21 protein-coding genes are annotated in these 17,217 nt (G+C 66.0%); 16 read left to right on the top strand and 5 right to left on the bottom strand.

Translation table 11 applies throughout. From position 1 onward, the window contains the following. Nucleotides 1–184 precede the first annotated feature (184 nt). The 6 genes from EYW42_RS11035 to EYW42_RS11015 are packed head-to-tail and all read left to right on the top strand — an operon-like array spanning nucleotide 185 to nucleotide 2,552. Complete coding sequence (locus EYW42_RS11035; protein WP_135535351.1) at nucleotides 185–403, top strand: hypothetical protein; 219 nt, start codon at nucleotides 185–187, stop codon at nucleotides 401–403. Then, nucleotides 403–552, top strand: coding sequence for a hypothetical protein (locus EYW42_RS19830; RefSeq protein WP_202613879.1), 150 nt, complete (start codon nucleotides 403–405; stop codon nucleotides 550–552). The genes EYW42_RS11035 and EYW42_RS19830 overlap by 1 nt, the downstream gene beginning before the upstream one ends. Then, on the top strand, nucleotides 549–1,403 hold the full coding sequence (locus EYW42_RS11030; RefSeq protein WP_135535350.1) for a hypothetical protein: 855 nt from the start codon (nucleotides 549–551) through the stop codon (nucleotides 1,401–1,403). Before EYW42_RS19830 ends, EYW42_RS11030 begins: the two co-directional genes overlap by 4 nt. Further along, the gene (locus EYW42_RS11025) at nucleotides 1,396–1,752 is read left to right on the top strand and encodes a hypothetical protein (RefSeq protein WP_135535349.1); all 357 of its coding nucleotides are present in this window, start codon (nucleotides 1,396–1,398) and stop codon (nucleotides 1,750–1,752) included. The genes EYW42_RS11030 and EYW42_RS11025 overlap by 8 nt, the downstream gene beginning before the upstream one ends. Then, on the top strand, nucleotides 1,745–2,170 hold the full coding sequence (locus tag EYW42_RS11020) for a hypothetical protein (protein WP_135535348.1): 426 nt from the start codon (nucleotides 1,745–1,747) through the stop codon (nucleotides 2,168–2,170). Before EYW42_RS11025 ends, EYW42_RS11020 begins: the two co-directional genes overlap by 8 nt. Continuing rightward, on the top strand, nucleotides 2,163–2,552 hold the full coding sequence (locus EYW42_RS11015; RefSeq protein ID WP_135535347.1) for a hypothetical protein: 390 nt from the start codon (nucleotides 2,163–2,165) through the stop codon (nucleotides 2,550–2,552). Before EYW42_RS11020 ends, EYW42_RS11015 begins: the two co-directional genes overlap by 8 nt. 392 nt (nucleotides 2,553–2,944) lie before the next feature. Here the strand turns inward: EYW42_RS11015 and EYW42_RS11010 are convergent, their stop codons facing one another. Beyond that, nucleotides 2,945–3,205, bottom strand: a complete 261-nt coding sequence (locus EYW42_RS11010) for a hypothetical protein (protein ID WP_135535346.1) — start codon at nucleotides 3,203–3,205, stop codon at nucleotides 2,945–2,947. A gap of 18 nt (nucleotides 3,206–3,223) precedes the next feature. On the opposite strand from EYW42_RS11010, the gene EYW42_RS11005 reads away from it, so the two are divergent. From EYW42_RS11005 to EYW42_RS10985, 5 genes are all read left to right on the top strand, one after another. Further along, nucleotides 3,224–3,403, top strand: a complete 180-nt coding sequence (locus EYW42_RS11005; RefSeq protein ID WP_135535344.1) for a hypothetical protein — start codon at nucleotides 3,224–3,226, stop codon at nucleotides 3,401–3,403. 250 nt (nucleotides 3,404–3,653) lie between these two features. Beyond that, nucleotides 3,654–4,076 carry a DUF5805 domain-containing protein gene (locus tag EYW42_RS11000; RefSeq protein WP_135535342.1) on the top strand — a complete coding sequence of 141 codons (423 nt, stop codon included), beginning with the start codon at nucleotides 3,654–3,656 and terminating at the stop codon, nucleotides 4,074–4,076. Continuing rightward, a complete protein-coding gene (locus EYW42_RS10995) occupies nucleotides 4,073–5,128 on the top strand; it encodes a tyrosine-type recombinase/integrase (protein ID WP_135535341.1) in 1,056 nt (351 codons plus the stop codon). The genes EYW42_RS11000 and EYW42_RS10995 overlap by 4 nt, the downstream gene beginning before the upstream one ends. A gap of 335 nt (nucleotides 5,129–5,463) precedes the next feature. After that, nucleotides 5,464–6,765, top strand: a complete 1,302-nt coding sequence (locus tag EYW42_RS10990) for a DUF7405 family protein (RefSeq protein ID WP_135535339.1) — start codon at nucleotides 5,464–5,466, stop codon at nucleotides 6,763–6,765. Nucleotides 6,766–6,842: 77 nt separating this feature from the next. Next, nucleotides 6,843–7,907, top strand: a complete 1,065-nt coding sequence (locus tag EYW42_RS10985) for an iron transporter (protein WP_135535337.1) — start codon at nucleotides 6,843–6,845, stop codon at nucleotides 7,905–7,907. A 49-nt stretch (nucleotides 7,908–7,956) separates the two neighbouring features. Here the strand turns inward: EYW42_RS10985 and EYW42_RS10980 are convergent, their stop codons facing one another. Then, nucleotides 7,957–9,342, bottom strand: coding sequence for a hypothetical protein (locus EYW42_RS10980; RefSeq protein ID WP_135535335.1), 1,386 nt, complete (start codon nucleotides 9,340–9,342; stop codon nucleotides 7,957–7,959). 102 nt (nucleotides 9,343–9,444) lie between these two features. Here EYW42_RS10980 and EYW42_RS10975 point away from each other — a divergent pair, with 102 nt between their 5' ends. Then, the gene (locus EYW42_RS10975) at nucleotides 9,445–10,686 is read left to right on the top strand and encodes an outer membrane protein assembly factor BamB family protein (RefSeq protein ID WP_135535334.1); all 1,242 of its coding nucleotides are present in this window, start codon (nucleotides 9,445–9,447) and stop codon (nucleotides 10,684–10,686) included. 10 nt (nucleotides 10,687–10,696) lie between these two features. On the opposite strand, the gene EYW42_RS10970 is transcribed toward EYW42_RS10975, so the two are convergent. Beyond that, nucleotides 10,697–11,938, bottom strand: coding sequence for an ATP-binding cassette domain-containing protein (locus EYW42_RS10970; RefSeq protein WP_135535333.1), 1,242 nt, complete (start codon nucleotides 11,936–11,938; stop codon nucleotides 10,697–10,699). Further along, nucleotides 11,935–13,041 (bottom strand): vitamin B12 ABC transporter permease BtuC, encoded by a 1,107-nt coding sequence (btuC, locus tag EYW42_RS10965; RefSeq protein ID WP_135535332.1) that lies wholly within the window; start codon nucleotides 13,039–13,041, stop codon nucleotides 11,935–11,937. Before btuC ends, EYW42_RS10970 begins: the two co-directional genes overlap by 4 nt. Before the next feature lie 60 nt (nucleotides 13,042–13,101). Here btuC and EYW42_RS10960 point away from each other — a divergent pair, with 60 nt between their 5' ends. The 4 genes from EYW42_RS10960 (at nucleotide 13,102) to EYW42_RS10945 (ending at nucleotide 16,024) form a co-directional block, all read left to right on the top strand. Then, entirely contained in the window at nucleotides 13,102–14,280 is a 1,179-nt protein-coding gene (locus EYW42_RS10960; RefSeq protein WP_135535330.1) for a PGF-CTERM-anchored ABC transporter substrate-binding protein, read from the top strand. Between the two features lie 115 nt (nucleotides 14,281–14,395). Then, entirely contained in the window at nucleotides 14,396–14,677 is a 282-nt protein-coding gene (gene srp19, locus EYW42_RS10955) for a signal recognition particle subunit SRP19 (protein ID WP_135535329.1), read from the top strand. Continuing rightward, nucleotides 14,677–14,904 (top strand): H/ACA ribonucleoprotein complex subunit GAR1, encoded by a 228-nt coding sequence (locus EYW42_RS10950; protein ID WP_135535328.1) that lies wholly within the window; start codon nucleotides 14,677–14,679, stop codon nucleotides 14,902–14,904. The genes srp19 and EYW42_RS10950 overlap by 1 nt, the downstream gene beginning before the upstream one ends. 58 nt (nucleotides 14,905–14,962) lie before the next feature. Beyond that, nucleotides 14,963–16,024 carry a presenilin family intramembrane aspartyl protease PSH gene (locus tag EYW42_RS10945; protein WP_135535326.1) on the top strand — a complete coding sequence of 354 codons (1,062 nt, stop codon included), beginning with the start codon at nucleotides 14,963–14,965 and terminating at the stop codon, nucleotides 16,022–16,024. A 106-nt stretch (nucleotides 16,025–16,130) separates the two neighbouring features. On the opposite strand, the gene EYW42_RS10940 is transcribed toward EYW42_RS10945, so the two are convergent. Next, nucleotides 16,131–17,129, bottom strand: a complete 999-nt coding sequence (locus EYW42_RS10940; RefSeq protein WP_135535325.1) for an ornithine cyclodeaminase family protein — start codon at nucleotides 17,127–17,129, stop codon at nucleotides 16,131–16,133. Nucleotides 17,130–17,217: the final 88 nt, after the last annotated feature.

Raw genomic sequence — 17,217 nt, 5'->3', positions numbered from 1 at the left:
AGTAAGAACCGGTTACCGACAGTGCCAGTTCTCCCGGAAGTTCAATCCTGCTTTTTATACCTACGGGGCAAACGACGAACTGACTCGCGGCATCCCCGGACGCGCCCAAACTGACCAAAGCCCGGCGCGCCCGGCCCCCGCGGTCCCCAGACAAAGCGGTAACACACGCACCAGACTGAGGACAATGACCACTACGACACCCGATAACGATAAAGACCACGACCTGAGCGGCGAGTACTCGTTTGAGCACCCCTGGCCCTGGCACGTCGAGTCGCACCTGCGCGACCTCGTCGACGACGGGCTGACGCCCGGCCAGATGGCCGCGGCGATGGGCTGTACTGCCGCCACTGTGTACCGCTACCTGGACCGCCACGGCATCGATCTTTCGGAGGTCGGTGCCTGATGTCCGCCGACGAGTTTAGAACCACGGTGGACACCGCCCTCGAAGCCGCGGTCGCCGGCGACGCCGACCTGGACGACGTCGAGGCGGCACTGGCCGATGCCCAGTCGCGCGTTGGCGAGCTTCGCGCGATGCGGGGTGACGAGACATGAAGCGCGGTATCATCGGACTGGTCGACGGTAACCCCCGCGACGAGGAGATCGAGCGCGTCCGGCGTGACCCCTTTGCGATTGAACCGGAGGAGATCACCTACCTCGACGGTGGGGCCAGCATCACCACGGGCCGGGCCTGCGACAGCGTCGACACCGAAACCGAGGAGATCTACATCGCCGACGAGGCGATCATTACCGAGCGCACTGAGGGACGCGAGCACGTACTCACCGAGTTCACGGCGGACATCGACGCCGGGTTTGTCACAATCGACCGCGGCGACGGCGAGTTCCTTTGGGAACGGCTCGAACTGCAGTTCGGCGTCGACATTGAGCGGGCGGTGCTCGACCTCGACAGCTGGGCCCGCGACCTGGACGCCCAGGGAGCTGACGTCTGGCAGGTCGGCTGGGACCGCGACATGGGTCCCGACGATGGTGACCAGGAGACCGGCGTTGCGTACCACCGGGACGCCCGCCTCGACGGCCACCTCGCCGACGGCGGCATCACGCAACTCGGCTTCCGTTATGACTGGGACGGGACGATTATGCGCGGCGCGGCCGCGGCGAGCGGCTACGTCGCCGTGTTCCGGTCACTCTCGGACGCCGCCTGGGGGCGGTGGCTTCGCGAGGAGATCCTCCCCCACGCCGGTATCCCTGACCCCGAGGACGAAAGCGAGCAGCAGGAGCTCCCCGACGGCGAGCCCGACGACGCTCGCGAGTGTGAACAGTGCGGGCGCGAGAGTGACTCGGTCGGCGACGACGGCTACTGCATCGTCTGTCGGGACAAGCTCCAGGAGGAGGGCACGCTCGACGACCTCGACACCGTCGACGTGACGGGTGGTCCCGATGACTGAGCCAGAGTACGCCGACGAAGCGGGCGATGTCGTCTCGATCTACCAGTGCCCGGACTGTGGCGAGGACCTCCGCGTGGAGTTCCGCGCGAACGTTCCGGCGCACATGATAGGCCTCGCCTGCCCGAACAGTTGCGTCGGTCTGACCGTCCGGATCCGCGACGCCGCGCGCCTTGACGAGACGTTCGAGTCACGCCACCCGCAGCAGTGTTACGAGTGCTACGAGGAGGTCCACGCCGACGACCCGCCGAAAACCGAGAACGGGCACCCGCTGCACCCCGGCGAGTGCGAGGGATCCTACCGCGACGACATCCGGCGGCTCAAAGCCGTCGGGGGTGATCCGCATGAGTGACGCGGACGCCCCGCGCCGCAGTGCGACCGCCGAGGACCTCGGCATCGCCGGCGACCTGGCCCGCATCGAAGAACTCTGCGAGACCGTCGCCGACGCACTCTCGGATCTCGACTGCGCCGAGGCGGCCGTCGACGCGACGCTGGCCGCCCGCGTCGTCGAGGGGCTCCAGCGCGGCCGTCGGATGCTCGGGAGTTTCCGGCGCGGGCTCGTCGACGCCGACGAGCATCTCCAGGCTGCCGACGGCGCGATCCCGCTCTGTCCGAGCGCGCTTCGAGACGTTCGACAGTTGATCCAGGGGGTGCTTGAGGAACGCGAGGGCGCGCCCGTGGTCCGGCGCGAGCGCGTCGGTCAGTGCGCGCGGCATCTGGAGATCGTCATCGGGGACTGCCCTCACTGCACGGGTGGTCAGGATGAGTGACGGGTCCGACACGTGCAGGAGCGATATTGACCAGCGCATCGAGGAAGCCGACGAGATTCGGAGCGGTCACGAACTCTACCGAGACGACGTGAGCCTCACCGTCACGATCGACCACCTGAACGAACCGCAAGCAATCGCTCTCATGTCGATGTTTGAGACGTGGAAGACGCAAGCTAAATGGGGTACCTCTCGGTGGGTTTCGTTCTTCGTCGACGGAGACGGTCCGTTCCATCCCGAGATCGACCTCGATGTTGACGGCGACGTGATTCAGTCGGACGAGTTGAAAGACATCGCGGAGGTCGAGACCAACAAGTTCGACTTTGATCCAGTCACTGGCTGGTTCATCAACTGCGCATTAGAGACGGACGGTGACCCCCGATGACCCGCCGCGTCCCAACGGCCGGCGACATCCGCGGGGCGATCCTCCTGCTGGTCGCGTTCTTCGTGCTCGTGTTCGGCGGGTCGCTCGCCTACGCGATGGGGGCGGTCTGAGATGCCGGCCAGTGCCGACACTCAGACAGCCACGGCGGACGGACAGCCGATCCCGCAATTCTATAATAGCGACATAGGGTTTATGAGCCAGTACAACACCACCGCACGGGCGATGGGTTTATCAGATAGTGCACAGTACACCGAGAGTAGAGACGGCGCTGCCGCTTCCGGGTTGAAACCAACCCCCCGAGATAAGAGCTCGGGGGCAGCGCTGTCGTCCTATCAACAGCTATGCAAACTTACCACCCGACCCGAAATAAACGTTACGTCAAGCAGACCGAGTCAGTCCTCAAACTCTCGTCGCAGTTCGTTCAGCACCGCCTGCCGGGCGAATCCCTCCCGGGGTTTCCCGTGGTCGAGCGAGACGCTGTCGTCGTCCTCGATCACGTCAGTGACGGCCAGGCCGATGTTGACGAGTTCCCGAACCGCCTGCGAGCGGCCGACGATGTCCTGGTCGCCGGTCTCGGGATCCTCGCGGATTCGGTACTGTTCGATTCGACCACCAGTCTCGTCGTCGACGGAGACGCCGTATTTGCGCGTCATGCCCGCGATCAGTGCACCATGCACCGTAAATGGGGGTGGTGTGCGATGAAGGCCGTTGTCGACCTGCCGGACGAGGTCGCGCTGGAACTCGCTCAGCGCCACGATGACTGCGATCTCGACGCCGCCCTGTCCGACGCCGCGCGGCTGTACGTCGACCTCGAAAACCCTGCCGAACTCCTCGGAGATGAGACCGCATGATCGACGCGACTCCCCCCACGGGCCGAGCGTGCGGCCAGCCGAGTCACGGGCGGGATATCTGCCCGGCTGATCCGGCATTTCTGGTGCATGGTGCAGATTTTCGGCGATTCGACGCCAGTGCACTATGTACCACCGGGTCGGCGCTTGCTTGCGATTCGGGGGGTGAAAATATGGGGCCAGTATCCCAGATAAACTCTCTTATTTGTGGTATTGGGACAGATTAATGTGGGGAGAAAACGAGGGGGGCATCATGGCAGTCGAGGGAGACGAGACGGAGCGAACCGTCGTCAAGACGTACGTGCCTCGTTACCAGAAAGAGATCTGGACCGACCACGCCGACGAACTGGACATGAGTCGGAGCGAATTCGTCCGGTCGATGGTCCAGGCCGGCCGTCGCGGGTTCGAACCCGCAGACGGCGACGGGGTAAACGAATCTGACCAGTCCGGTTCGGAGAAAGGGCCTTCCGAGGACGCTACCCCTGGGGGTGAAGGCCTCGATGACCGGGTCCTCTCGGTGCTCGATGACGGCGAATATCTCGACTGGGACGAACTCGTCGAGGCGGTGACCGGCGACATCGAGAGCCGACTCGAAGATACCCTGCAGAATCTCCAAGGGGACGACGAGGTTCGATACAGCGGTCGCCACGGTGGATACACCCGGGTGGACGGATGAGTACGACGGGACCGGCACCGGGCGACGTCGACGATCCGGTCGGATATTTCCTGCAAGACGTCGCCTATCACGGCAAGAGCGACCGGACTCAAGAGGCGTACGAGCGGGTTCTACGGCGTTTCGAGGCGTTTCTGCAGGACCCGGACCGGAGTCCGTCCGGGACCTCGACAGCGCTGTCGGCGGCCACGCACAGGGACTGTATGGCCTGGGTTCACGAGATCCGCGACGGCGTCGCCGAGAGTACGGTGGCGACGTATGCGTCCTACCTCCACCGATTCTACGCGTACATGACACAGGTGGGGGCGTTCGAATCGAACCCGATGACGTTGGTCGTAGAGGAGATGGACGAAACCATCGACACTGACCCGGCCAGACGCGATATTCCGCTGTCGGACATGCGGGCGTTCGTCGCCGACGTTACGCATCCGCTTGATCAGGCCGTGATCGTGGTCCTCCTCAAAACGGGAATGCGCGTCGGCGAACTCTGTAACCTCGACCGCCGCGACGTCCACCTCTCGGAGATACCCTACGACGATGACGATACCACGACACGGGCACAACTCGCCGAACGACCGGACTCGCTGTACGTCGCTGCGGATCCCGCTCGCGGGGCCGTAACGAACGGCGAGCAACGAACAGCGTCGAACAAACGCAAGCGAGCGACGGTGATCCCCGTCGACGACGAACTCCGTCAGGTTCTCGGTCGATGGCTCGCCGTCCGCCCCGACGCCCACTCACCCGCCGATCCGCTGTTTACCAGCACGAGTCGCAATTGGGGGAGTCGACTCACACCGGATATGGTCCATCACGCCGTCGAAGGGTACGCTAGGGACCGCGGGTGGTATCAGTCGGGCGGCGGTGCCGAGGTAAACGTCACGCCGCACTACTTCCGGCACTTTTTCACCACTCATCTTCGGGACCGCACGGGTGACCGCGGCGTCGTGAAGTACCTACGCGGCGACGTCGCACAGGACATCATCGACACCTACACGCACAACTGGGGCGACAGAGTCCGGGAGACGTACGAATCGAACGTGTACACCCTCCTCTGAACGCGGTTCTCCGCTTCAGGACCGTACGGTCCGATATTCGCACGTCGGCCGACAGACGGGTAAATCGAATATCGCTATATCGAACATTGGAGAGAGAACTAGTGAGATCAGCGTAGACGGAACCATGTGGCGTCCACCTGCGAAGTCAGGGGGAGATGGACCACGTCCGACCACTCCACGCTTGGTCCCGGCGGCTTGACCGCCGAGTCAAGGAGACCGAGATTCGCCGTAATGTCTCGGCTCAGTACTTGCCTTCCACGAGGACCCGGCGGTACGGCGCGGCTTTCGAGAACTGCACCAGAACGCCCTTTCTGATTAAGACACTAGTCCGGTCAATGCCTTCACCCAACAGGAACCGCGGGATCTCTCGGCGGGAGTTCGCGAAATCCGCGGTCGCCATCGGCGGGTCCGCGGCGCTGGCCGCCTGTATGGAGCGGGACGGGAACGGCGAGGAAGAGGAGATAGACGTTCCGCAGGGTCCGTCGGACCTCTCGACGCTGTCGGAGCGCCAGCACGCCTGGAACGAACTGTTGTCGACCGACACCCACGGGAACCGCCTGGCACCCGCCCACAACGTTGTTTTGATGCTCGACTATTCGGGAGACGGGACGCCATCCGAACGGGAGCGGGAGACGCTCGAAACGGCGCTTCGGGACCTCGAACGCGCCTACCAGCGCGACACCGCAGGGTTGTTGTTCACGCTCGGCTACTCGCCGTCGTACTTCGCCAGGTACGACGCCTCGCTTCCCGAATCCGTCGACCTTCCGGAGCCGCGAGCGCTTTCGCCGCTCGAAGACCCCGCGCTCGACGAGTACGACGCCGTATTGCATCTCGCCAGCGACCACGCGCAAGTAGCGCTCGCTGCCGAGGAGGCGCTGTTCGGGGAACTGGACGAACTCAATGGTGTCGAAACGGAGACGTCCGTCGACGGCGTCGTCGAGAAGGCCGACCGGCGGACCGGCTTCGTCGGCGAAGGACTTCCCGCCGAGAACCAGGACGTCAGGGGTATTCCCGATTCGGACCCGGTTCCGGAAGACGCGCCGCTGTACATGGGATTCAAGTCCGGTTTCGAGGAGAACCAGGCCAGCGAAGACCGGGTTACGATTCAGGACGGACCGTTCGCAGGCGGCACCACGAAGCAACTGTCCCGGATCCGGCTGAACCTCCAGCAGTGGTACGAACAGGACAGCCGCGACCAGCGCGTCGCCAAGATGTTCTGTCCGGTCCACGCCGAGGAGGACAAGGTCGAGGGGACCGGCGAGAACCTCGGAGAGGACACGCAGATAACCGGCGACTGCGTCGAGAACGTCGAGGAACACGCCCGCACAAAGGGAATGGTCGGCCACTCGCAGAAAGCGGCGCGCGCGCGGGAGGACGACGACCCGATCATCCTCCGACGGGATTTCGACTCCACGAACGGCGGCGAGGCGGGACTACACTTCGTTTCGCTTCAGCGGTCGATCAGTGATTTCGTCGACACGCGCGAAGCGATGAACGGCACCGACCTGGCCGAGAACTCCGCGGTCGGCCAGCGGACGAACAACGGGATCCTCCGGTACATGTCCGTCAAGCGCCGCGGGAACTTCCTGATCCCGCCGCGCTCGCTGCGAGCGTTCCCGTCGCCGAAGCCGGAGTAGGTAAACCGAACCTGCCCCGATGGCTTTCGTCAACTGTACCAGAACGACTTTTCGGCCCTTGTAACTAGCGTTTCCCTATGCAACGACGCGAGTTTCTCGCCAGTACGTCTCTCGCCGGTGCGGTTGCTATCGCCGGCTGTAACTCCCTTTTCGAGACGGAGTCGGTCCGAAGCGTCCCCGATGTCGTCGAGGACCGGCCGGACGCGGTGTACTTCCCAACCCACGTCGAGGGCATGGAGATGATCGGTATGACCGCCGCGGGCGACTACACTATCGGGCTGATGTACTCGTTCCCGCACCGGTTCTGGACGGTCACTGGGACGACGACTGAGAAGGTTTCGATCAGGGACAAGGACGATATCCACCTGATGGCATCGGTGTGGGACGACGAGACTGGGACGGTGTTGCCAGTCGGGTCTGGCCTCTCGATGACGGTCGAACAGGACGGGGAGATAGTGACCGAGAAGCCGCCCTGGCCGATGATATCGCAGAACATGGGCTTTCACTACGGCGATAACTTCGCGCTCGACGGCGAGGGAACGTACGACGTGACGCTCGACATCGGGAGTATGAACGTTTCCAAGCCCGGCCCGTTCGAGGGACGGTTTGAGGAGAGCGCGTCGGGGACCGTCGAGTTCGAGTACAGCGTCGACGAACGGGACGGACTCAGGTTCGAAACCTTCGAGAACCAGCAGGGCGAACGGGGCGCAGTCGACCTGATGGAAATGGAGATGGCCCCGGTTTCCGTCGCTCCCGAACCGGACGCCATGCCCGGCGACCACCTCACCGAGGCGACGAGCGGCGACGCCGTCTTTCAGGTGACGGCCGTTCGAGATCCGTCGTTCATAGACGGTTCGGGCACCTACCTCGCCGTTTCGCCGCGAACGCCGTTCAACCGCGTGCCGCTTCCGATGATGTCGCTTTCCGGCACGGTCGAACGGGGCGGCGAACCCCGATTCGACGGCGCGCTCTCGAAGGCGGTCCATCCCGATATCGGATACCACTACGGGGCGCTTCTCGACGGGATAGAGAGCGACGACGCGGTGACTATCACGGTTGACACGCCCCCGCAGGTGTCCCGGCACGAGGGGTACGAGACGGCGTTCGTGGAGATGGACCCCATCGAGTTCACCGTTTCGTGACCCTCGGAACCGATCCCGCCCGGCCGGGCCCGACGACGGAGTCCCGCGGTTAGCCCGCTACGACGGGTCGGGAAACGATCCAGAGCGAAAGCACCGTGTAACCGATCATCAACGCGGTAAGCGGGAAGTGTGCGCGGCGAGCGAGCGACCGCGTCGCGTATCGGCGTCGCGCGACCTCGTGGGAGGCGACGACGGCGACGACGTGGCCGCCGACTATCAGGAGGATCTGTGACCACCAAAACGCCGGGAGCGAAAGCCACCACAGCGGCTCGATCGCGTCTGTGGCCGACCCGAGATACGGCCCGAGTACCGCGGCCAACTGGCCCGCGTTGCGGAGAACGTACGGGTAGTTGTGCGCGAGTTCGTACACGACGGCGATCGGTAACACCGTGGGCGCGAACGCGCAGGCCGTCGTCCGCCACGACTCGCTGTTGCCTACCAGTCGGTCAGTCGTTGCGGCGACGAGTGCGAACGCGACGAGAAACCCGACGAACCCGACCGCGTACAGCCCCACCGAAACGACCGGGCCGACGCCGAGGGCTTCCCGTACGTCGAAGAGGATCGTCTGATACTCGGACGTGCTCGTGAACCCGTCGAAACTGACGGTGTAGACGGTCGCGACGACGAACGCCGTGACCGAGAGATCCGAAACGCCGTCGATGGTCCCGTGCCACGGGGCCCGGAGTTCGAACTGGATCCCGCCGTCCGCGTTGCGGGTCGCGGCGACCGGGGCGACCCGGCCGAACAGTCCATAGAGAACGTCGAGCGCATCCGCCCGGCGGAACCACTCGCGGCCGAAACAGAGACCGCCGGCCACCATCACGAGCGCGTAGGCGGCGACGACAGTGGCGGTGAGTCGGGGCGAGCGCGGGATCACAGTGAGGTTCTCAACGATCCCGATCCCGGCGACGAATCCGAAGAGAGCGGGCCACTCGCCGAGCCGTGACGGATACGCACCGACGAGCGAAACGTCGGTCCCTTCGAGCCACGCGAGGCCGTCGTAGACGGTCAGCCACGGAGACAGCACGCGCCAGGGGCTCCCGAACAGGACCGCGACCAGCCCCACGCCGCGTATCCAGACGGGCCAGACGAACACCGTGGCGAAGTTCTCCGCTCGGACCTGCTTTCCGAACAGCCCCGCGTAGAGGACCCAGACGAACGCGACCAGAAACGCGACGCGGGCGACGCCACGGAGGACGGTCGCCGTTTTCGGGGAGAGCGACGCGAGTCGTCGGGCGCGGACGCCGTCGAGTCGGGTGCCCGTTGCACCGAGCCACACCGCGGTCAGACCGACAGTCGCTCCCGCGCCGACGAACAGGAGCGAAAGCGGAAGCGGCGCGTCGAACCGGGTGCCGCCGACGCCGTGCGCGCTCGCGACACCGGAGAACAACACCGCGCTCATCACCGCCGACGAGATCCGGACGTGCCACCGCATACGGAAATCTGCCGATGACGGGCGGAAGTAACTGCTGGTTCAACCGTCGAAACCCGCTCTCGCATGTGTAAGCTTTACCACGAGCGGTTCGAACCGCCGCGTATGCGACTCCGGACGTTCGCGGCGCTGCTGCTCGTCGTCCTCGTACTCGGCGGTGTCGCCCTGTTCGGTGTCAGCGGCGGGACGCCCGACGGGACACTGACCGAGCGGTGGGTTAGCGACACCGCGCGGAGCATCGAAGGGAACCACCACGCCACCGCTGTCGGTACCGTGAACGGTTCGGCGATGGTGTACGCTCCGATCAGCGGCACCAGCGGGACGGACCAGTGCAGCCTCGTCGCGCTCGACGAGAACGGCAGTCGAGAGTGGAAGTCTCAGATCCGGCCCGCTAACTGCACGATCCACTCCGTCGCCGACCCGACCCTCGCCGATTACGACGACGACGGCACGGTCGAGGTTCTCGCCGCGACCACGGAGCAGACAGTCACCGCGCACGACCCGGACACCGGCGAGGTAGAGTTCCGCCACGACCTGACCTCGTACGGGTACACGAAGCCGGTCGTCGACGACCTCACCGGCGACGGGAGCAGCGAAACCGTCGTGGTAGACGTCCGCGGGACGGTGTTCGTCCTCGAACCGAACGGGACGGAGCGCTGGACCGACCGCCTCGACTCGTACACCTGGGCGCAACCGTCGGTCGCCGACTTCGATGGTGACGGCGAGAGCGAACTCGTCGTCGGACTCCGGAGCGGCACGGTGCAACTGTACGAGTCGGACGGTCGGGTTCGCTGGAACGAGACCGATGCGGTCGAGGGCTCAGTCACATGGATGACGACAGTCGACGTTCCGGACCGAACCGGCACTGAAATCGTCGTGGCGTCGACGGAAGGGACGGTCTCCCTCGTCGACGGCACCGACGGGAGCGTCGTCTGGGAGCGAGACCTCGGCGAGTACGCCGCGGTACACGCGACCGGCGACGGAGACGGCGACGGAAGCCGCGAGATATACGCGGTCGCTCGCGACGGCGACCTCCGGAGTTTGCGGGCGACCGACGGCGAAACCGAGTGGTCGACGACGCTGACCACCGCCGACGTCCAGATGACGCCGCCCCCGAGCATGGGCGACATCGACGGCGACGGCGACCCCGAACTGGTCGCCGTCACGAACGACGGCGTCGTTTCGGTCGTCGACCCCGACTCTGGCGAGGTACTCGACTCCTACGAACGCGACGTGGCGATATTCACGCACCCGACGCTCGCCGACGGTGACGGAGACGGCGTGCCGGACCCGTACGTGATCTACGGGGACGGGCGCGTCGTGGCGTTCTCGTTTTCGAGCGAGTGACAGAGACCGGCTACGCGCTCTCCGCGGTGACCGTCCGGCGGAGTTCTCTGACCGCCGCGGTCACGTCGTCCTCGGCGACGACCGTCGCGCCGCGGCGGAGCGATTCGTACGCCTCCCGCGCGCCCTCTCCGGCGTGGTTGCGCTCCTCGAACGGTCGCGTCTCGACGACGACGAGCGTCCGCGCGTCGCGGACGACCGACAGCACGTCTCGGTTGCCGGGCGTCACGACGGGGTCGGCAAGCACCGTCACGTCCGCGGCGGCGATGCGGTCGGCGAGGGCGTCTATCATCGCGCCGTCGATGGGGTCGAACGGCGACGACGTGAGGAGGTCGACACCCTGTACGCGTGCGGTCTCGGCGGCGGCGTCGCCCTCGGGGAGCGGCCCGGCCGTGCGGTCGAACCCGGCCGACCTGAGCGCGTCCAGCACTCTGGCACCGGTCTCGCCGCCGCCGACCACGTGGACGGTCCCGTCCGCGTCCGGACGGTCTGCGAGCGCCGTGACGGAGACGCTTCCGGTGGTCCCGTCCCGCGAGACGACGGCGTTCGTGTCGAAGGCGTCTGCGAGCCGCGACTCCGAGAGGACCTGCACAGGGGGACCCGCGGCGAGCAGGTCGCCGTCGGTGATCAGGAGGAGTTCGTCGCAGTAGCGCGCCGCGAGGTCGAGGTCGTGGATAGCGGCGACGGCCGTCTTGCCGTCGGCGACCAGATCCGTAACGAGTTCCAGCGTCTCGACCTGATGGTTCACGTCGAGGCTGGCAGTGGGTTCGTCGAGGAGGAGAACCGGCGCGTCCTGGGCGAGCGCCCGCGCAAGGAGCACGCGCTGTCGCTCCCCGCCGCTGATGCCCTCGATAGAGCGGTCCGCGAAGCGAGCGACTGCGGTCCGCTCCATGGCTTTTGCGACCGCGTCGCGGTCCGCGTCCGTCTCCCGACCGAACCGCGACCGGTACGGATGGCGACCCATCTCGACGACGGTTTCGACGTCGAACGAGAAGGACAGGTGGGTCTCCTGCGGTACGACGGCGACCCGCCGGCTGGCCGCTTTCGACGAGAGCACGTGAACGTCGTCGCCGTCTACCAGCACGCTGCCGCTGTCCGGAGTCAGGGCTGCGCTTACGGTCCGCAGGAGCGTCGTCTTGCCGGCCCCGTTCGGACCGACGAGTCCCACGAACGACCCCCGCTCGACGGACGCGGAGACGCCCGAAAGGACCTCCGCGCCGCCGAGCGAGACGCGTACGCTCTCGATATCTATCACAGCGCGCTCACCTCCCGGCGGCGGAGCAAGAAGAGGAAAAACGGGGCACCGATCGCCGCGGTGACGATGCCGACCGGTACTTCGGCCGGTCCCGACCGCGCGAGCGTGTCGGCGGTGACCAGAAACGAGGCACCGGCGAGCGCGCTCGTCGGGAGCAGTATCCGGTGGTCCGGACCGACGAGTAGCCGCATCATGTGCGGGACGACGAGCCCGACGAAACCGATGACGCCCGCGACGGCGACTGCCGCCGCGGTGACGAGACTCGATAGCGCGAGAAGCAGTCGCTTCGTGCGCTCGACCTCGACGCCGAGATGCGTCGCGTCCTCCTCGCCGAGCAGGAGGACGTTGAGGTCCTGCGCGAACGCGCTCAGCGCCGCGAACCCGAGGACCGCGACCGGAAGCGCGAACTCCACGTCGCTCCACGTCGAGGCGTGTAGATTCCCCATCAGCCAGTACATCGCTTCGCGCAACTGGTCGCCGCTCAGGACGAGGAGATACGAGACGACAGCACCGAGCAGCGTCTGGACGGCGACGCCGGCGAGGAGAAGCGTCGCGACCGGCGTTCGGCCGTCCTCGGTAGCGATAGCATACACGAGAAACGCGGTCGCAAGCGCGCCGGCGAAGGCCGCCCAGCGCGGCCCGATCGGGACCACGCCGGGCAAGGCGAGCGCGGCGACCGCGCCCACCGCAGCGCCGGAGGAGACGCCGATGATCGAGGGGTCTGCCATCGGGTTCCTGAAGAACCCCTGCATGACGGTCCCCGCGGACGCGAGCGCGAACCCGACGGCCCCGGCGAGCGCGATGCGCGGCAGGCGGAGTTTGCCGACGATCCGCTGGTCCGTCTCGGGAACGGCGAGCGAGAAGGGGTGGACGTACCCCACGTCGAAACCGGGCACGGGAACGGACACCGGCAGCAGCGGTAGCGAGACGGACGACACCGACAGCCCCGCCGATGCTGGGACGGCGAGGGTGTTTACCGTCGCCTTCGCGACGTTGGCGTAGTCCAGTGACACGGGGCCAATAGCGGCGCTCACGACGACGACCGCGCCGAGCAGGGCAGTGAGCGCCGCGGACCAGACTATCGTCCGAGCCCCAGTTCGCATGGTTGCAATCCGAGTTGGGTTAGGTAAATACTTATTGTCTAACGACGGAGTCTCAGACCGATGGTACGAGACGGATTTCGACTCTTGGTCGCGTTGCTAGTCGTCGTTGCGGGCGTCGGCGCTGTCGGCACCGCGGGTGCCGCCCAGCCGGCAGCTCCGGGCGACACCGCCGCCGTCGCCGAGCCGGCGGCAGCAACGAACGATGCAATCGCTCAGGAGAACTGTTCGTTCCCAGTAACGGTGGAGGACGCGAAAGGAAACGAGATAACGCTCGACGAACGCCCCGATTCAGTGGTTGCGCTCCAGCCGAGCGCGGCCCAGACGATGTGGGAGATAGGCGGGCAGGGGCAGGTGACAGGGATGGCGGTCAGCCGGTACACGGAGTATCTCGACGGCCGCGATAACGTGACCGACATCAGCCAGGACGACGGCGTCTCGGTCAACGTCGAGACGGTGGTCGCCACGGAGGCCGACCTCGTGCTGGCGCCCAACAGCACGCCCGACGAGACTATCTCACAGGTCCGCAACGCCGGAATGACGGTGTACGAGTTCCGGGAGGCGGGTTCCCTCGATGACATCTACGAGAAGACGAACCGCACCGGCCGTCTGACCGGTAACTGCGAGGGTGCCGCGGAGACGGTCGACCGGATGCAGACCGAGATCCGGGTCGTCAACGAGGCCATCAGCGGCGAGGACGCCGCGCCCCTCTACTACCAGATGGGCGGCGGCTACACCCCCGGAGAGGGGACGTTCATCAACCACATTATCGAACTCGGCGGCGGGGAGAACATCGCCGTCGCGGCCGGCGTCGAGGGGTATGGTCAACTGAGCGGCGAAGTGATCATCGAGCAGAACCCCGAGTGGATCATGGTCTCTCGCCAGATGGGCCTTCAGGAGAGCGAGGCGCTGTCCGGGACGACCGCCGTCCAAGAGGACCAGGTCATCGAGGTCAACGCCAACTACCTCACCCAGCCCGGACCGCGCGTGGTGGTCCCGATCAGTCAGATCGCTGAGTCTATCCACCCCGAGGCGTACGAGGAGGCCAACGTGAGCGTCCGCGGCGAAGCCGAAATCAACGGATCGAACAGTTCCGGCGAAACGACCACCACTGTGGAGAACGGCGGCGAAACGGACAGTGATGGCGACGGCGAGTCGGACAGTGACGGACAGCCGGGTATGGGCGCCGGCGCAGCGGTCGCAGCGCTCGTCGCCGCGCTCGCGCTCGCTGGCCGACGGTGAAAGCACTGACGGCCGTCACTCGCCGACCGATCTCTACCTCGCGGCCCGGCGAATCCGTCGACGCGGTTACGGCCGACAGAAAGGTTGTTAACGGCGGCGCGCGGAACCGGAACGTATGGTCGAAAACGTCATCTGGCCCGCCTATCTCGACGCCGAGAAGACGCGGACGGAGGGCAGACGGGTGCCGACGGACATCGCGGTGCCCGACCCCACGGTCGACGAGATAGCGGAAGCGGCGGGACAGGTTGGATACGACGCCGTCATAGAGCGAGACGTGGCCTATTCCCGGGAAGGCCACGAGGAGCGCGGGCGCGTCCTGATCAAGGACGCGGACGACTCCTCGAAAAACAACATCGTCCAGGCGGTCGCCGCGTACGTCGCCGCCCTCCGAGAGTGATGGAGCGACTCGGCGAGGTCGTCCGGACGGCACAGGGGCTGTTGATTCTCCGAGCGGCGGGCGAAGACGCACCCGACATCGGGCGGACCGCAGTCGACGAATCGCTGAACGACGTGGGGCGCGTCGTCGACGTTTTCGGCCCGGTTTCGCGGCCGTACGTCGCAGTCTCGCCCGACGGCGACGAACCGCTCGCGACGATGCTCGGGGAGAAACTGTACGGGCGATAGCGGGCCAGACACTCGGGAGCGCAACTGCCATACCGCAGGCACTCTAACCGGCGATCACATGGAACAGCGACATCGCGCGTACGCCGCGGTTGCGGCGACGGTCGGCATCTTCCTGCTGGTACAACTCGGGGCGCTCGCACTCGTGGAACCGTTCCAATCCGCGGGCTACCAGGCGGTCGAGAACCCCGACGATCCGACGAACAGTTTCGCCTACTTCGGCGCGATCCTCATTGCGACGGGCGTGATGCTCGCCGCCATCAAGTTCGACATTCGCTGGTTCATCCGCGGACTCCTGGTGTTCACGAGCGGTCTGTTGACGTGGTACGTCCTGAACGTCGTCGTCCCGCCGCTCGTCTCCGTCTCCGTCGGCGGCGTCGGGGTGAACGTCCTCGCGCTCGCCGGCGCTGCGGCCGTCATCGTCGGCCTGCTCGTCCACCCGGAGTGGTACGTCATCGACGCCACCGGGATAGTCATGGGCGCGGGGGCGGCGGGCATCTTCGGGATCAGTTTCGGTCTCCTGCCCGCTATTATCCTGCTCGTGGTTCTCGCAGTGTACGACGCGATCAGCGTCTACGGGACCGAGCACATGCTCGACCTCGCGGAGGGCGTGATGGACCTGAACGTGCCCATCATGTTCGTCGTGCCGACGACGCTTCCGTACTCGTTCCTCGCGGCGCAACGCGGGGCGACGGACGGAGCGGACGCGACCGGTTCCGAGGAAGTCTCTGAACCCGACACGGCGACCGACGACGGGGGAGCGTCCGACGACCGAGCAACAGACCCTGACGGGAGCGCGGGCGACGCCGTCACCGACGAGGGGCCGCTCGAACGGGACGCGCTGTTTATCGGCCTCGGCGACGCCGTGATGCCCACCATCATCGTCGCCAGCGCCGCGTTCTTCATCGACGAGGGACTCATTCAGGTGCCCGGAATCGCTCTCAACCTGGCGTCGCTGTCGGCGATGGTCGGGACGATGGTCGGTCTGGTCGTGCTCATGACGATGGTGTTGAAAGGTCGCGCCCACGCCGGCCTTCCGCTGCTCAACGGGGGCGCTATCGGCGGCTATCTGGCCGGCGCGCTCGCGAGTGGGCTGACGCTCACACAGGCGCTGGGTCTCTGATAGGGATTGTTGTAACTGTGTACCGGTATTCGCCGACCCCGCGTCGGCGAAATACCGAACTGAATTACAACAGTCCCTATGAAGCAGACGGCTTTCGTCTCTCCGATCACTCTCCAGTCAGCGCCTCGCTCGCGGGCGCGAAGTCGATCTCGGAGCCGAGGTCTTCCTCGACGGCCCTGTCGTAGAGGAGTTTCGCCGACGCGACGGTCTCGATACCGGTACCGCCGCTGTCGAATACGGTTATCTCGTCGGGCGTCTCCCGGCCGGGCGCCTCGCCGGCGACGATGTCGCCGAGTTCGGCGTGGACGTGGTCCTCGGTGACGACGCCCTCTTCCACAGCGTGGATGAACGACCCCGCGTCCTGCATGACCCGCGCTCGGAGGTCGGGCACGTATTTCGAGCGCTCGATGGCGGTCGTATCGATTTCCCGCTTCTCGGGGTGGTACTGGCCCATCGCCGTGACGTGTGCACCGTCCGCGAGCAGGTCCCCGTCGAACACCGGGTCGCTCGCCGACGTCGCGGTGATGACGATATCGGCGTTCTCGACCGCCGCGGAACTGCTGGCGACGGCCGCGACGGCGGCGTCGAGTCGCTCGTTCATCTCGGCGGCGAACGACTCTCGGCTCTCTTTCGTCGGCGAGTACACGTCGACAGTCTCGACGTCACGGACTGTCACGGTCGCCCGTAACTGGCCGCGCGCCTGCGAACCGGCCCCGATCAGGGCGACCGAGGTCGCGTCGGGTCTGGCGAGCGCGTCGACTCCCACTGCGCCCGCCGCCCCGGTTTTGAAGGGGTTCATGCTCGCGCCGTCCAGAAGTGCGAGCGGTTCGCCGCTCTCGGCGTCGAAAAGCGGCGTCACGAACCAGGCGTCTTCGGCCCCGAAGCCAGCGGCGTACATGTATCCGCCCATCGCACCGGTGTCGGGAAGGACCGCCGAGTAGCCGGTCAACATCCCCGGCGGGTCGGCGTTGGGTAGTTTCGTCCGTGGTTCGGCGGGGGCGCCCTCACCCCGTTGGCGGTACCCGTCCCGAACGGTCTCGACGTACTCTCGCGGCGACGCCAGGCCCGAAACATCATCGCTCGTCAGGAACCGTGCGGTCGTCATGCTGAAACGATCGGTGACCGGCGTAAAAAGGGTTGGTAGAAACGGATAGCGGCGGCGGAGTCGAAAAGAGAGTAGAGAATTGAACGGA

The organism is Halostella pelagica (assembly GCF_004762015.1).
GTDB lineage: Archaea > Halobacteriota > Halobacteria > Halobacteriales > Natronoarchaeaceae > Halostella > Halostella pelagica.
This window is presented reverse-complemented; position numbering and strand designations above follow the sequence as displayed.